The sequence below is a fragment of the Paraburkholderia caledonica NBRC 102488 genome, assembly GCF_000685095.1.
GTDB lineage: Bacteria > Pseudomonadota > Gammaproteobacteria > Burkholderiales > Burkholderiaceae > Paraburkholderia > Paraburkholderia caledonica.
Genome location: NZ_BAYE01000004.1, coordinates 353,134 through 368,158, shown reverse-complemented (window position 1 = coordinate 368,158; position 15,025 = coordinate 353,134). Strand labels below are relative to the sequence as shown.

General features: G+C 61.3%; 16 protein-coding genes. 8 read left to right on the top strand and 8 right to left on the bottom strand.

Annotated elements, in window-relative coordinates:
• Window positions 1-15: 15 nt before the first annotated feature.
• The 3 genes from motA to flhD form a co-directional block, all read right to left on the bottom strand.
• The gene (motA, locus tag BCA01S_RS11165) at window positions 16-876 is read right to left on the bottom strand and encodes a flagellar motor stator protein MotA (RefSeq protein WP_006050895.1); all 861 of its coding nucleotides are present in this window, start codon (window positions 874-876) and stop codon (window positions 16-18) included.
• Between the two features lie 227 nt (window positions 877-1,103).
• Entirely contained in the window at window positions 1,104-1,664 is a 561-nt protein-coding gene (gene flhC / locus BCA01S_RS11160) for a flagellar transcriptional regulator FlhC (RefSeq protein ID WP_027776951.1), read from the bottom strand.
• A gap of 45 nt (window positions 1,665-1,709) precedes the next feature.
• The gene (flhD, locus tag BCA01S_RS39025; protein ID WP_013340869.1) at window positions 1,710-2,030 is read right to left on the bottom strand and encodes a flagellar transcriptional regulator FlhD; all 321 of its coding nucleotides are present in this window, start codon (window positions 2,028-2,030) and stop codon (window positions 1,710-1,712) included.
• A gap of 701 nt (window positions 2,031-2,731) precedes the next feature.
• On the opposite strand from flhD, the gene BCA01S_RS11150 reads away from it, so the two are divergent.
• Window positions 2,732-3,796, top strand: a complete 1,065-nt coding sequence (locus BCA01S_RS11150) for a glycosyltransferase family 4 protein (RefSeq protein WP_020070722.1) — start codon at window positions 2,732-2,734, stop codon at window positions 3,794-3,796.
• A gap of 313 nt (window positions 3,797-4,109) precedes the next feature.
• On the opposite strand, the gene BCA01S_RS11145 is transcribed toward BCA01S_RS11150, so the two are convergent.
• Complete coding sequence (locus tag BCA01S_RS11145; RefSeq protein ID WP_006050891.1) at window positions 4,110-4,412, bottom strand: H-NS histone family protein; 303 nt, start codon at window positions 4,410-4,412, stop codon at window positions 4,110-4,112.
• 294 nt (window positions 4,413-4,706) lie between these two features.
• On the opposite strand from BCA01S_RS11145, the gene aqpZ reads away from it, so the two are divergent.
• Window positions 4,707-5,447, top strand: coding sequence for an aquaporin Z (gene aqpZ / locus BCA01S_RS11140; RefSeq protein ID WP_027776950.1), 741 nt, complete (start codon window positions 4,707-4,709; stop codon window positions 5,445-5,447).
• Window positions 5,448-5,911: 464 nt separating this feature from the next.
• On the top strand, window positions 5,912-6,223 hold the full coding sequence (locus BCA01S_RS11135; protein ID WP_027776949.1) for a PXPV repeat protein: 312 nt from the start codon (window positions 5,912-5,914) through the stop codon (window positions 6,221-6,223).
• A gap of 115 nt (window positions 6,224-6,338) precedes the next feature.
• Here BCA01S_RS11135 and BCA01S_RS11130 read toward each other — a convergent pair whose 3' ends face one another.
• On the bottom strand, window positions 6,339-7,160 hold the full coding sequence (locus BCA01S_RS11130) for a Cof-type HAD-IIB family hydrolase (RefSeq protein WP_027776948.1): 822 nt from the start codon (window positions 7,158-7,160) through the stop codon (window positions 6,339-6,341).
• 126 nt (window positions 7,161-7,286) lie between these two features.
• Window positions 7,287-8,177: a glucosamine kinase nucleotide-binding domain-containing protein gene (locus BCA01S_RS11125; protein WP_027776947.1), complete on the bottom strand. Its 891-nt coding sequence runs from the start codon at window positions 8,175-8,177 to the stop codon at window positions 7,287-7,289.
• Window positions 8,178-8,313: 136 nt separating this feature from the next.
• On the opposite strand from BCA01S_RS11125, the gene BCA01S_RS11120 reads away from it, so the two are divergent.
• Together BCA01S_RS11120 and BCA01S_RS11115 are read left to right on the top strand one after the other, a co-directional pair.
• The gene (locus BCA01S_RS11120) at window positions 8,314-8,910 is read left to right on the top strand and encodes a DNA-3-methyladenine glycosylase I (protein ID WP_027776946.1); all 597 of its coding nucleotides are present in this window, start codon (window positions 8,314-8,316) and stop codon (window positions 8,908-8,910) included.
• A 352-nt stretch (window positions 8,911-9,262) separates the two neighbouring features.
• On the top strand, window positions 9,263-9,688 hold the full coding sequence (locus BCA01S_RS11115; protein ID WP_027776945.1) for a hypothetical protein: 426 nt from the start codon (window positions 9,263-9,265) through the stop codon (window positions 9,686-9,688).
• 154 nt (window positions 9,689-9,842) lie between these two features.
• On the opposite strand, the gene rpsU is transcribed toward BCA01S_RS11115, so the two are convergent.
• Together rpsU and BCA01S_RS11105 are read right to left on the bottom strand one after the other, a co-directional pair.
• Complete coding sequence (rpsU, locus tag BCA01S_RS11110) at window positions 9,843-10,055, bottom strand: 30S ribosomal protein S21 (RefSeq protein WP_006050883.1); 213 nt, start codon at window positions 10,053-10,055, stop codon at window positions 9,843-9,845.
• 357 nt (window positions 10,056-10,412) lie between these two features.
• The gene (locus tag BCA01S_RS11105; protein ID WP_027776944.1) at window positions 10,413-11,354 is read right to left on the bottom strand and encodes an aldo/keto reductase; all 942 of its coding nucleotides are present in this window, start codon (window positions 11,352-11,354) and stop codon (window positions 10,413-10,415) included.
• 267 nt (window positions 11,355-11,621) lie between these two features.
• Here BCA01S_RS11105 and BCA01S_RS11100 point away from each other — a divergent pair, with 267 nt between their 5' ends.
• The 3 genes from BCA01S_RS11100 to BCA01S_RS11090 all read left to right on the top strand — a co-directional run bounded on the left by BCA01S_RS11100 (window position 11,622) and on the right by BCA01S_RS11090 (window position 14,775).
• Window positions 11,622-12,794 carry a flagellin gene (locus tag BCA01S_RS11100; RefSeq protein WP_027776943.1) on the top strand — a complete coding sequence of 391 codons (1,173 nt, stop codon included), beginning with the start codon at window positions 11,622-11,624 and terminating at the stop codon, window positions 12,792-12,794.
• Window positions 12,795-12,930: 136 nt separating this feature from the next.
• Complete coding sequence (fliD, locus tag BCA01S_RS11095; protein WP_027776942.1) at window positions 12,931-14,457, top strand: flagellar filament capping protein FliD; 1,527 nt, start codon at window positions 12,931-12,933, stop codon at window positions 14,455-14,457.
• A gap of 18 nt (window positions 14,458-14,475) precedes the next feature.
• Window positions 14,476-14,775: a flagellar protein FliT gene (locus tag BCA01S_RS11090; RefSeq protein WP_027776941.1), complete on the top strand. Its 300-nt coding sequence runs from the start codon at window positions 14,476-14,478 to the stop codon at window positions 14,773-14,775.
• The last annotated feature ends 250 nt before the right edge of the window (window positions 14,776-15,025 follow it).

The window sequence follows — 15,025 nt, the reverse complement described above, 5'->3', positions numbered from 1 at the left end:
TCGTTCCCGGGGCCCTTACTTGGCCTTCACGCGGCGCACGTGCTCTTCGAGCTCGGCGAACGACGGACGCTCGGTCGAGAAGAGCACCTTGCGGCCGAACTCGACGGCGATCGCGGGTGCATAGCCATTCAGGCTCGCGAGAATCGTCACCTTGATGCACTGGAACATCTTGGTCGACTCGGTCACGCGCTGTTCGGCGACGCTCGCAAGCGGCCCGATCAGCCCGTACGAAAGCAGAATGCCGAGGAACGTACCGACCAGCGCCTGCGCAATCATTTCGCCGAGTACTGCGGGCGGTTTGTCGGCGGACGCCATGGTGTGCACCACGCCCATCACCGCGGCCACGATACCGAACGCCGGCATCGCGTCGCCCACCTTGTTCAGCGCATGCGCGGGCGCTTCGCCTTCCTGGTGATGCGTCTCGATCTCCTCGTCCATCAGGCTTTCGATTTCGAACGCATTCATGTTGCCGCCCACCATCAGGCGCAGGTAGTCGGTCAGAAACTCGATGATGTGATGGTCAGCGAGAATCTTCGGGTACTGCGTGAAGATCGGACTCTTCGACGGATCGTCGATGTCCGCTTCCAGCGTCAGCGTGCCTTCCTTGCGCGCTTTGGCAAGCAGGACGTAAAGGAGCGCCATCAGCTCCATATAGACGTCCTTGTTGTACTTCGCGCCCTTGAACAGGGTCGGAATGACGCGCAGCGTTGCCTTGATCGTCTTCATCCCGTTTCCAAGGATGAACGCGCCTACGCCAGCGCCGACGATCATCAGCACTTCAACGGGCTGCAACAGCGCGCCGAGATGGCCGCCTTCCAGCGCGTAACCGCCGAAGACGGACAAAAGCGTCACGAGTGTTCCCACGAAAATCAGCACTGCGGAGCCCTCACAAAGAAGCGACGGTGACCGTCGTTAAACTGGTTTACGGCAACGCACCAGAAAACTTTGACGGAAAAGCGGCTAGCCGCGCCGGTGTAAACCAGAGGCGGGCGCGGCCGGTGAGAGACGCGATGCGCGCGGCCCGGCGCGGTAATCAGCCGGGCGGCAGCGCCCAGTGGGCGGGGAGATGAAGGAGGGCCGCACGGCGGCGGCCCGCTTGCCGATCAGGCGGCGAACGCAGCGAGGCTCTCGCGGGCGCGGGCGTCGGCAACTTTCTTTGTCTTACCGGCGCGTGAAGGCGGCTGGCACAGCCCGCAGATAAAGCCGTGTTTCGGGTCGTGCGCGTGTGCGACGAAATGCCCGCCGCAGCGGCAGCAGGGCGTAATCTGCAGCATCCCCGAATCGAAGAAACGCACGAGCGTCCATGCGCGCGTGAGACTGAGCACGGGTTCGTCTTCGTGCAACTGCACGTGCTCGAGATAAAGCCGGTAGCTCTTCACGATCGACTGGATCGTCGCGCAGCGGCCATGGTCGGCCATGAAGCGGTAGATGTTGTAGAACAGCGAGGAGTGAAAGTTCGGCTGCCACGTCATGAACCAGTCGGTCGAGAACGGCAGCATGCCCTTGGGCGGCGAGACCCCTTTCAGTTCCTTGTACAGCTTGATGAGCCGGTCGCGCGACAGGCTGGTTTCCGCCTCGAGCAGTTGCAGACGCGCGCCGAGTTCGATCAGTTCGATGGCCAGGGTGATTTCCCTGACTTCGAGCACCACACTTTTATAGGCCATCCGCTTACGTTTCCGTCCCGATTGCTTGCCTTGTGCGGACCGCCATCAGCCGAGTTGCTCGACAGGCTGGCTTGCCATCAGGATCGCGGAGTGCGCCTGCGCAACGGCGCTTGATTTGCCCTTGTCCGCGAGCGCGGACAGCACGGCGTGATCGTCGAAACGGAAGCGGCACAGCACCTGATTGGACGCCGCCAGCTTCACGGTCTGCGCCAACGAAAGGTTGGCGAGCACGTCGGCCAACTGGTCCGAAATCCCCATGCGGAACATGCCCATCGGCTTGTCTTCGCGGAGCAGGCGCTGCGCGAGCAGGAGATAAGACAGGTTGACTTCTCTGATCTCAGTGAGCATTTCGCTTGTCGCGCTCATGATTCCCCCGGGGTGTATCTGGCTGGTCAGGCCGTTACGGAAACGTTTGCTCGAACGCGCGCAGTCAAACCGCGCCGGTCGGCTCGTTTGTAGTCTTGCAAGCATTGTCTCGAAAGGGGGGGCGAAACGAAATCGGACAGACACCCAGCTTGTTTGACGGATTAATCCGTCATTCATGTAGGAGTTTTTCCTACAGCGCTGTGATTTTGGGTCGGTTTAAGCAGATTAACGGACGTGGAGATCCGGGCCGCTATGCGCGGTGAATCATAACCCGCCCGGGAACGGACCAAGCGGTGAGCACGTTAAGCGGTCGAGCCGCACCGTTCAACGGTGAGCCGGATTATAAGACGTTTTCACCACTGTGTATTATCTCCGACCTTGCGGTCCAGGCTCGGCGCTTGCTACAAGGGAGCGCGGCGGTTCGAGGAACGGTCGTCATCCCCCGCCAGAACCAGTTTAAAAGCGCCGAAAGCCTGCCTGAGCTTGTGTAACGTCTCGTGTTTCGCGCTGTAACAAGGTTAAGCGTTTGAAAAATAACTCGAATTGGCGCGGCCGATCCCGATAATGAAGCTAAGGGATAACCCGATGCAGATTCGGAGCACCCCCGGGCGGCGGCTACCGCGCCCAACCGTCCGTCAGGCATTCGCTCCTCGCTCTACCCGAGCGCCGCTGTGCGAAGCCGTACTCAACAGGAGAAACGCATGCGAATCGCACAAATTGCGCCGCTGTATGAAGCAGTCCCGCCGAAATTGTACGGTGGCACCGAACGTGTCGTGTCGTACCTCACCGAGGCACTGGTGGACGACGGTCACGACGTCACGCTGTTTGCGAGCGGCGACTCGGCGACTTCCGCGAAGCTCGACGCGTGCTGGCCTCGTGCGCTGCGCCTCGATCCGACGATTCGCGACGCGCTGGCCCCACATATCCTGATGATGGAAAAGGTGCGCCGGGTCGCACACGAGTTCGACGTGCTGCATTTCCACCTCGACTACATGCCGTTCCCGCTGTTTTCGACAATGGACACGCCGTTCGTGACCACGCTGCACGGCCGCCTCGATCTGCCGGAGTTGCAGCCCGTGTTCGATGCGTTCTCGGGAGCACCGGTTGTTTCTATTTCCGATTCGCAGCGCCTGCCGCTGCCGCAAGCAAACTGGTTGAGCACGATCTATCACGGCCTGCCCGAGCAGCTGCTCACGCCGCAGGCACACAAGAAGCCGGAATACCTCGCGTTCCTGGGCCGGATCTGTCCGGAAAAGCGTGTCGACACAGCCATCAAGATCGCTGCACAAAGCGGTTTGCCGCTGAAGATCGCGGCCAAGGTGGACAAGGCCGACCAGGACTACTTCAAGCGTGAGATCGAGCCGCTGTTGTCGCAGGCGCATGTGGAGTTCGTCGGCGAGATCAACGAGGCGCAAAAGCCCGAGTTCCTCTCGGGTGCGAAGGCGCTGCTGTTTCCGATCGACTGGTCCGAGCCGTTCGGGCTCGTCATGATCGAGTCGATGGCATGCGGCACACCGGTGATCGCGTTCAACCGCGGCTCGGTGCCGGAAGTGATCGACCATGGCGTGACCGGCTACATCGTCGAAGACGTGCAGGGCGCGGTGGCGGCGCTTCAACGCCTGGACGAGTTGTCGCGCAGCGAAATCCGCGCGCAGTTCGAACGCCGTTTCAGTTCGAAGACGATGGCACGCAACTACGTTGACGCATATTCGGCGCTGATCGAGGCTTCGCGTCGGCCGATGCTGCGCCAGGTTGCGGTGGGCTAAAGCGTGATGAGCCTGCAGATGGCGGCGCAACCAGGATACTGGTGCTTTCAACGGGCCAGTACTCTGTCGCCATCCAGGCTCACATGCCTCAACCGCTTTTCGATTGACGCACGGAATGCAGGTATTTTTTCCACGTGAATCGTTTGCGCAAACGGTAACTCGGACTTATCCCGCTTCATTTACAGAAAAGCCGCCTCGCAAAGGCGGCTTTTTTAATGGCGATGTGGATGCGCTTCCATGTCCGATTAGAACAGCCCACTAAACCCGGACTCGCACCGATCCTTCAATTCGCTTTCGTTCGCTCTCGAACGACTCAGCTTGCACCAATCAAAAAGCGTTCACGGTTCTTGCCGACGATCCACTTGGGCGGTTTTCCGCGGCCGCTCCAGGTATTACCCGTTTTCGGGTCTTGATATTTAGCCGGCAGCGGCGCCTTCTTGGGCGGGCGTCCGCGCTTGGCCGCTACTGCAAAGCCGAGGTCCTGTGCAGTCAGGCCGTATTCGGCGATTTTTTGGCGGATGTCGGCTATCACATTGTCGATTTCCGTACGGCGGGCTTCTTCTGCTTGTGCCTGCAATTTGGCGATCTGCGCCTTGAGGTCTGCATATTGAGACATTCCGGTTCTCCCCTTTTAGATCTCATTCGCTTCGCAGACTAACTGTAATTATAAAAATTCGCAATGGATAACATTACTGGTTTAGGACGGTATCTTCTGATAATTATTAAGGACGATGAATTGCAAAACAGCTTTATCCCGGAATAATCGGTAATGCCGCCCGGCATTGACAATTCTTGACACCCGATTGGCGAATCTTTCCCTAGAATTGGGCGCTCAAAGGCACGCGCCTGCCCGGAGCGTGCGCCCAGACTCCGTGCTTTCAGAGCATCAACTATTTTAGGATTACCAATCATGCAGTTGTCAAAGCGCCTTGCTGCCGAGCTGTTCGGCACCTTCTGGCTTGTGCTGGGAGGCTGCGGCAGCGCTGTCCTGGCCGCCAATTTCGCCGGTCCGGTGCATGGACTCGGCATCGGGTTCGTCGGCGTATCGCTCGCGTTCGGGCTGACGGTGCTGACCATGGCGTACGCCATCGGCCACATTTCGGGCTGCCATCTGAACCCGGCGGTGAGCGTCGGCCTGACAGTGGCCGGCCGTTTCCCGGCTCGCGACCTGCTTCCCTACATCGTGGCGCAGGTGGTCGGTGCCGTGCTGGGCGCGGCGGTGCTGGCATTGATCGCCTCGGGCAAGCCCGGCTTCGAACTCGTCGCGAGCGGTTTCGCGTGCAACGGTTATGGCGAGCGCTCGCCGGGCCACTACTCGCTCGCCGCGGCGTTCGTCTGCGAGGCGGTAATGACAGGCTTCTTCCTCTTCGTCATCCTCGGAGCGACTGACAAACGCGCGCCGGCCGGTTTTGCGCCTATTGCCATCGGCTTGTGTCTTACGCTGATTCACCTTGTCTCGATTCCGGTGACCAACACCTCGGTCAACCCGGCGCGCTCGACCGGCCCGGCGCTTTTCGTCGGCGGGGCTGCTGTGGATCAGTTGTGGCTCTTCTGGATCGCGCCGATCATCGGCGCCGCCATTGCCGGCGTGTTGTATCCGCTGGTCGCGGAAAGCCGCGGCGGTAACGCGCGGAAGCTGGCACTGGACTAGCCGGAAACGGTTGGCTGCGGGTTCGAGCGGGCGCTACGGCGCCCGTTTCTTTATGAAGACCGCGTGCCGGAGAGGCGGAGCAGCGGCTTAAGCTGTATCTATTGTGGGTCTTCGCGGCCGTTTCACGCCCGGCGATCTCAGCGGATTCGTCGAAAGGACCAGATTAATCCGTTATACAGATGTAAGCCGGGATTACGCGCCATGCCGGCAAACGCCCGCCTTCGTTGCCGCCAATTCGATGCGCGCGCCGCTTGCACGCCCCAACGCCCCGCTGCGACAGGCTTTCCCTTCAATAAGTGGCGCCGATCCGACGCAGACCACGCGCGAGTGGATGCTTTCAAGCCCTGCGACGATGCTTGCAGTCCGTAACATCTGGTCGCAGTACTCATGAGACGCAATGCGTAGATTGAACCTGTGCGACAAACACTCGTCGCTTCACAGCAGGCTCTTGCATGGAGAACAATATGAAACGCATCGTCACTCAATTGCTGGTTGCCGCAGGTCTTGCAGCGGGCGCATGCGGTGTAGCGCAAGCACACACGGATCTGAACATCGGGCTGTCGCTCGGCGCGCCGGTCTACACTCGCCCCGCGCCGGTCTATGCAGCACCGCAACCGGTGTACTACGGCAACGGCGGCTGGGGCCATCGCTACGATCGCGGCGACTACTATCGCGGCGACCACCGTTACGAGCACGGCTGGAATCGGGACGACCGCCGTTGGGGTCACGACGACCGGCGCGATCACGGCGACCGCCGTGGCGGATGGCGCGACTAATGGTTACGACTAGTAGCTAAGTCGCAACGAGAGCCGGAAAGACTCCGGCATGTAGTCAACCGGCCCGCATCTGCCATCGTGCGATGCGGGCCGGTCGCATTCAGGACTTCGGTCGTCAGGCCGTCAGTTCGTCGTCGAGTGAAAACAGCTTGCGCAAGTGATGCGCGACGCCCGCTTCGAAATTGTTGCCTATACGCGGCACGTTCGGCAGCCGTGTGATCAGATCGGGATTCGCGTTGTTCATCATGAACGGATGGCCGGCCGTTTCGAGCAGGTCGATATCGTTCATGTTGTCGCCGAAAGCCACGCAATGCGCAGCCTCCACGCCCACGCGCTCGAGCACGATTTGCAACGCGCGTCCCTTCGAGACGTTCGACGTCATCACCTCCAGGCAGTCCGGCAGCGAATACGTCACATAGAGCGCGTCGCCGAACTCGCGTGCGAGATTGTCCTCCACCGTGGCCAGATCTGCCGGATCGCCGATGTAAAGAACCTTGGCGATATCGACGCCGTCGTGCGCGAGCAGTTCGGCGACTTCGTAGGTGAAGCCGGAATCCTGATGAAACTTCAACAGCTCCGGCGCGTCACGGTCGATCAGCCACACCTGGTCGGCGAACAAATTGACAATGACGCGACCGTGCTCACCGACAATTCCGGGCTGCACGAGACGTTGCACGATAGCGGGCGGCAGGTCGTCGGCGTGGATCACGGTGTTGTCGGGCGCATGGATACGCGCGCCGTTCGACGTGATCAGGTACGGCTTGATGCCGAGAATGTCGCGAATACCCGCGACGTCGCAGAAATGGCGGCCCGTTGCGATCACGAATTGCACGCCGTCGCTTTCCAGCTTGCGCACGGTGGCGACCGTGAACGGGTCGACCTGATGGTCGGCATTGAGCAGCGTGCCGTCGAGATCCGTGGCGATGACTTTATACATAGTGAGCAGGCGAGCAGCGTGGAAGGCGCTATTTTACCGTCGATGCCGAGATGGGCCTCGAACGCTTTCCGCCAGCATTGAACGCGCGGCGCCCGCGCCCAAGTCGGACGCCGGTCAGACACTGGTTCACGCGTTGCCCACAAGCCGCGCGGCTTCATGCTGCGCCAGCTGCAAGCCCCCATGCGCGGAGTCGGACAAGGGTTCGCGCAAACGTGCCTGATAGATCTGCGGCACATACTCGCGCAACGGCGCCCCGAGGCCGCCGCACAAGGCTATGGGCAATGCCCCAGATGGATCGAGCGCGGCAATCATCTTGCCGATCTGAACACCCGCTTCGCCGAGTAGCCATGCGGCAAATGGATGCGCGCGGTGTGCAATCACGATTCGCGCGAGGCTCGCATACGCGGTCTGATTGGCTTCGCAAAGCCACACGACGAGTTCGTCGCGATCGTGTGCGCCGACGTGGGCGAGAAGCGCCTGCGCGAGGTCGTCGTTCGGCCCCCGTCCGTCGAGCGCGTGCTGTGCGTGAACAATGGCTCGCACTCCGAGCCAGGCGCCACTCGCTTCATCACCCGACGGAAAACCATAACCGCTGACGGTCCGGTATTCGCCGTCGTCACGGTCGGCCGCCGCCGCGACGCTGCCCGTGCCGAGCGCGACAATCACGCCATACGCGCCGCCATGTGCGCCGAGCAATGTCGTGTATGCATCGCTTTCTACGGCGAGCCCGGCCAAAGCTGGCGCCTGCGCGAGAAATGCCGCCAGCCAGTCGCGATTGTTCACGCCCGCGAGACCGCAACCCAGTACGCAGCATGACCAGTCGAGCGCGGCGCCCGCCTGCGCGAATGCATCGGCACAGCCGGCCGCGATCGCTTGCCACGCACGTTCGACGCCCAGCCCCAGACCCGACGGTCCACTTGCCGACTGCGCCAACTCGCGCCCGTGCGCGTCGGCCAGCACGATGCGTGTGCCGGTGCCGCCGCCGTCAACGCCGATCAGAAATAGGTCTTCGTTCATTGGGAGAGGTGCGTTTCCTGGGAAATGTGCATAGCGTGGCAGGTCTGTTTCGATCCGGCAATTGGCCCAACGGCTAGCTTGCGACGCCCAGGCGTTCCGCTATGCTGGCGAGCGACATGACTACCGGGAGCGCCACATGACACAACGATGCAATTGGGTATCGAGCGAAGCGCTCGCACAGTATCACGACACCGAATGGGGCGTGCCGTCGCGCGAGGACGAGCATCTCTTCGAAATGCTCGTGCTGGAAGGCGCGCAAGCCGGACTATCGTGGTCGACGATTCTCAACAAGCGAGCGGGTTACCGGCGCGCGTTCGCCGAGTTCGATATCGACAAGGTCGCGCGCTTCACGCCGCAGCACGTCGACACGCTCGTGGCGGACGAAGGCATCGTGCGCCATCGCGGCAAGATCGAGGCCGCCATCAACAATGCGCGCGCCGTGCAGCAGATCCGGGTGGAACACGGATCGCTCGCCGACTTCATCTGGTCTTTCGTCGACAACACGCCGATTCAGAACGAGTGGGCGTCGTACAAGCACGCGCCGGCATCGACGGAAGTTTCCGATGCGCTCAGCAAAGCGTTGAAGCGCTATGGCTGCAAGTTCGTCGGCTCGACTATCTGTTATGCGTTCATGCAGGCGGTCGGCATGGTGAACGATCACGAGGTGACCTGCATGTGCCGCGCGCGCTGCGCCGCCCTCGGCAAGAAGGGACGGGCTCGTAAGGCCGGTTAGCCGCGGGGACTATCCGGTGACGGTGTCGGGCGCGTGGGAGGCAGCGCTCGCCTGCCTACACGGTCCTCGCACACCGGTCGAAACCGCTATCCGGTAAAGCCCTGCTGCGCTTATCACGGATGCCGGTCGTTATACGGTTATGAGCGTCGCTGCGTTTGCCGCAGCCAATCGCGATTGGAACCTGCTTGAGCCTGCTTGTGCTGTGCTTGAGCGCCGCCTGAGTCACGCGGCAAAGCCCGGAATTGAAGGCTTTTCGCCATGCTAGTCGGGGCTTGGCCAACGAACGCAGGCTGGATACTGGTATCAGACGCTCATCAACGAGTAACCACCGCGCAGCATCGCGAGACCAACCATGAAAACCCTTACCTTCCTCACCCATCAGGACATTTTCGACCGGGCCGTGAGCCACCTTTTCGCCCAGAAGCGCGCGGCACTGCTGCCACGCGGAGGCGGCGCCTATCGCGGCTATTGTGGCGGCTGCCCAGTCGGCAACTTCATCAAGCTGCGCGACTATATGACGGCTATGGAAGGCGTGCCCGTGCGTTATATCGGCAAGACGACCGTCGCGGCACCTGAGTATATGGACGTCGGCGTGGCAGCGCTGAGGAAAGCGCTGCTGCGGTCGCGCATCAATGTGTACGATCAGGCCACCGTCGATCTGCTCAGTTGCCTGCAAAACGTGCACGACGTGTTCGGCACGTGGGAGTGGGACGAGCGCTTGAACTCGATCGCGCGTCAATTCGGGCTCTCCGTGCACAAGTTGAAGAGCGCGGCGTAACCACGCGCGAGGCGTCGTTTGGCGACGCCTGAGCACGGCGCCGCGCTGGCCTGCTCCAACACGGTAAAGCCGCGTCAACGCGACCACAAAGCAAAACGGCGGTGTGGCTTCTTTCGAAGCTCACACCGCCGTTCTGACGTGCTGAGAAGCTTGCTTAGTGCAGCTTCTTCGGCAGCATCTGGCTGCGCAGGCGCTTGTGCAGGCGCTTCACAGCAGCAGCTTTCTTGCGCTTACGTGCCGTGGTCGGCTTTTCGTACGATTGGCGCTCACGCAGTTCTGCGATCAGGCCGTTCTTTTCGATTGCGCGACGAAAGCGGCGAATCGCCACTTCGAACGGCTCGTTTTCCTTCAGAAGAATCGTCGTCATGTAATTCCTAACTCAATCACTTGATATGGGTTGATTGCGTGGCGGAGACCGCTCACGCGCCGGCCCTCCGGTCGTTTCGATTCATGGCCAGTAACAGGCAAACGCGGGAGAACCCGGCCAAACCACGAATGAAACGAGAGGCAAAGCGGCCACGGAGGCCGGAAAAGAGAGGTGCGGAGCTCACCGCGGAACGCGGACAGACGTACTGCAAAGCCGCGTCTGCTGCCGTTTCGCCAACCTTTCACCAACGGAAAACCGATGACGAAACAGGCAAAGATCTCAATTCACTCCCGATGATATCAGGAAACTCTCCATGCTACCAGGGGTTTAGGGATTACGCCAGGCCATCCGGGCGATTCATGCGCTCGCATCGTCCAGTTCGCGGATGTCGGTACTCGTGAGCGTCAGGTGAACCGCGGCGACAAGGCTTTCCAGCTGCTGCAGCGACGTCGCGCTCGCAATCGGCGCCGTCACGCTCGGGCGCGCCATCAACCATGCCAGCGCGACGCTGGCCGGCGTGCTGCCATGCCGCGCCGCAACTCGGTCGAGCGCCGCAAGAATCTGCAAACCACGTGGGTTCAGATACTTTTCGACACGGCTACCCCGCGCCTTATTGGCAAGATCGTCCCGCGAACGGTACTTTCCCGAGAGGAATCCGCTCGCGAGGCTCCAATACACGACCACCCCCAACTGATGGGCCACCGCGACCGGCTCGATGTCGGTCTCATATTCGGCGCGGTCGTACAGATTGTATTCCGGTTGCAATACCTGATACTCGGGCAGCCCGTGCTGGCGGGAAATGGCAAGCGCCTCCTCGACGCGCGCACCGCCGTAGTTAGACGCACCAATAACTCGCACCTTACCGGCTTCGATCAGCCGCTGGTAAGCGCCGAGCGACTCGGCAAGCGGCGTTTCGGTGTCGTCTTCGTGGGAAAAGTAGACGTCGATGTAATCGGTCTGCAAGCGGCGCAGCGAGTCTTCTACCGCCGCCTGAATGTTCGCCGCCGACAGTCCCTTACGCTGGGGATGCTTCGCCACTTTCGTCGCCAGCACGATCCTGTCGCGCTTGCCGCTCTGCCGGAACCACTTTCCGATGACGGTTTCGGACTCGCCGCCCTGATTGCCGGGCGCCCAGGCCGAATAGACGTCGGCCGTATCGATGAAGTCCAGGCCGGCGTCGACGAAGGCATCCAGAATCGAAAATGACGTCGCCTCATCGGCGGTCCAGCCGAATACATTGCCGCCGAACATAAGCGGTGCGACTTGCAATTCCGAGCGTCCAATGCGGCGTCTTTGCATGATTTCTTCCGGCTTGGTTCACAAGAGAAAAAGAGAATACGCCGCCTTTTCAAATCGTGCAGCGCACTCATGCATCGCACCGCAAACCCTTGTCGGGCGGGGCGCACAAACCTCGCCCGCGATAGCGATTGAAGCGCGATAAAAGAAAGTCCCTCAAGTTTTTTTTAGGGGGGCCGTCAACCTTCACTGAGGCGGCCAGCAATGAACGAGTGCTTCCGCCGATGCCAACGTGGCGTATTGGGCTCAGGCTTATTTAGGAGATTTTCCATGCTCGGAATCAATAGCAATATCAACTCGCTGGTTGCACAGCAAAACCTCAACGGCTCGCAAAGCGCCCTGTCGCAAGCTATCACCCGCCTGTCGTCGGGCAAGCGCATCAACAGCGCGGCTGACGATGCAGCAGGTCTGGCGATCTCGACGCGTATGCAAACCCAGATCAACGGTCTGGGCCAGGGCGTGTCGAACGCGAACGACGGCGTGTCGCTGATTCAGACGGCGTCGAGCGCGCTGTCCTCGCTGACGTCCAGCCTGCAGCGTATCCGTACGCTGGCTGTGCAAGCTTCGACGGGCACGATGTCCTCGTCGGACCAGGCAGCACTGCAGAAAGAAGTTGCGCAGCAAATCCAGGAAGTGAACCGTATCGCGTCGCAAACGACGTACAACGGCACGAACATTCTGGACGGCTCGGCTGGTATCGTGGGCTTCCAGGTTGGCGCGAACGTCGGTCAGACGATCAACCTCGACCTGTCGAAGAGCATGTCGGCAGCTAGCCTGGGTAGCGGTTCCCTGGCAACCGGCCAACTGGCTGGCACGATCAGCGGTCTCGACATCGACAAGGCAACCGGCGCAGCGGCAACCACCACGCCGAGCGCAAACATCATCACGTCGATCAACGTGTTGTCGGATGGTCACGGTGGCTTCAGCTTCACCGATCAGAACGGCTCGGCGATCAGCTCGACGGTTGCTGGCACGATCTTCTCGGCAGGTGCCCAGACGAACGCCACGACGGGTGCGCCGGTCACGACGCTGACGATGAACACGGCTGCCTACGACCAGACGAACGCCGCCCTGGACTCGTCGGTCCTCGCCGCAACGGCGCAAATCGGTGCAGTCAACGCATCCAACACCACGGTTTCGAGCCTCAACATCAGCACGGTTAGCGGCGCGAACGTGGCAATGGTCGCAATCGACAACGCACTGACCGCTGTGAGCAACCTGCAGGCAAGTCTCGGTGCAGCTCAGAACCGCTTCACTGCGATTGCAACGTCGCAGCAAGCAGAAGCAACCGACCTGTCGTCGGCACAATCGCAGATCACCGACGCGAACTTCGCGCAGGAAACTGCTAACCTCTCGAAGGCTCAAGTGCTGCAACAAGCCGGTATCTCGGTTCTGGCGCAAGCCAACTCGCAGCCGCAGCAAGTTCTGAAGCTGCTCCAGTAATAGCTTCTGAAGTTTGACCGGGCTTCGCGCGTCAAGCGCGTTGTCCGGTTTTTAGCTATCCGATGGAAGGTTCGCCTTCCATCCTGCACTTCTGTCACGTCAATCACGAATCAAAACGGACGCACGGAGCATTTCCATGTCAACGATTACGAGTTCATCGGCGGCAAGCGCAGCCTCGGCGACAGTCGCAGCCGACAACGCAGCCCTGCAGCAGGCCATGCAGTCGGTCATCAGCGGCGCGACCGGCAACAGCTCGCTGGATGTCAACTCGCTCGTCACGGCGCTCGTGAACTCCAAAACTGCTGGCCAGGTTGCAGCAATGGCAGCCAAGCAAAGCAGCGACAACACCCAGATTTCCGCATTCGGCACGCTCTCGGCCGCGCTCGGCGCGCTGGAGACCGGCCTCAGCTCGCTGTCCAACGGCGGGCTTGCATCCACTTTCACCGCCACCATGACGGGCGGCACCGGCATCACCGCGACGGCCAAAACGGGCGCGGTCGCGGGCAGCTATAGCGTCGCCGTTTCGCAAATCGCAACGGCGCAGGCGCTTACGTCTTCCAAATTCACCGCGAATCAGACACTTGGCTCCGGAACGCTCGCCATTTCACTTGGCAGCAAGTCGTTCAATGTATCGATCGACAGCAGCAATAACACCGTGGCCGGCATCGCCGCTGCGATCAACGGCGCGACCGGCAATCCTGGCGTTACCGCGACGGTCGTCAACGGCACCGACGGCGCCCACCTCGTGCTCGCCTCTTCCGGGAGCGGCGCGGCGAGTACGATCAGCGTCGCAGTCAACAACGTGACGGGCGATAACGGTCTGTCGAGCCTGGGCGTGACGTCCACTGCCAGCACGACGGGCGGCCAGTCGTCTATTGTGTCGGCGAATGGCTCGAACGCGTGGACGCAAAGCTCTGCCGCGCAGGACGCCGAATTCACCATCAACGGCATCGCGGCATCCAGTTCGACGAACGCAGTGACCAGCGCGATCGCGGGTGTCACACTGAACCTGACTTCCGCAGCGGTTACGACTCCGGCGACCACGCAGACGCTGACCGTGGCAACCGACACCGCGACGCAGGCCAGCACGATCAACAATTTCGTGTCGCTCTACAACACCGTCGTGACGACGATGGGCACCCTCGCGCAGTACACGTCTGGCGCGACGACGCAAGGCCCGTTGCTCGGCGACTCCACGCTCAACACGATCAAGAACACGCTGGCTTCGATCATTGCAGGCGGTGTGAAAGACGGCAGCACGACCAACAGCCTCGGCTCGATCGGCATCTCGCTGCAGGCCGACGGCACGCTGCAGGTGGATAGCACGGCGCTCAACAACGCGTTGACGAACAATTCGACAACCGTAGCGTCGATTTTCAACTCGACCAACGGTATCGGCGCGAAGCTCAGCACCAGCATCACGAATTTCACGCAGACGGGCGGCATGATCGATGCGCGAACCAGCGCGCTGAACTCCGACCTGAAAAGTCTCACGACGCAGCAGACGAGCCTGAACGATTACATCGCGCAACTGACGAGCCAGTACTCGGCGCAGTTCACCGCGCTCAACACGCTGATGGCCACGACGAGCAACAACTCGGCGTACCTGACGCAGCTCTTCGGCGGCACGAACAGCGCCGGCGCGCTCGCGACCAACAAGTAATAGCACGGAGAACCGCACATGGAGCAATCTGCCCTGATCGAGAAAGTGCTGGCACTGACCGGCGAAATCGAGCATGCGGCCGCGCTGGCCGACTGGCCCGAAGCCGCGCGACTTGCCGAACTGCGGTCGCCGCTCATTATGTCGCTCGACGCCCAGCAGGTTCAGGGCTCGCTCGATGTGATCCGCTCGATCGTCGCGCGCAACGACGCGATCGTCGCCGACGCACAAACCACGCAGGTGGAATTGCAGGCGGAATACACGGCTGCGATGCGCCGCGTGAGCGTCGCGAATCAGTATCAAAAGGCGGCGCAGCTTTAAGCTTTACGAACGGCCCGCCGGTTGAACGAACCGCCGAACGGCAGAACAGAAGAACAACAACACGCGCGCCAGCGTAAAGGTGCGCACGCATCACCCTCGCCCGCCTTGCGCGGGCGTTTCTTTTTGTGCTTCTAGCGAAGCACACGGGGACGGCCGGCGCCCCTGGAAGCCGGGCGCGAAGGCGTCGCGCAACCCATGTCGACACATTGCCGAAAGGCCTGCGAGCGGCGTTTCATGGCGGCGCCACCGG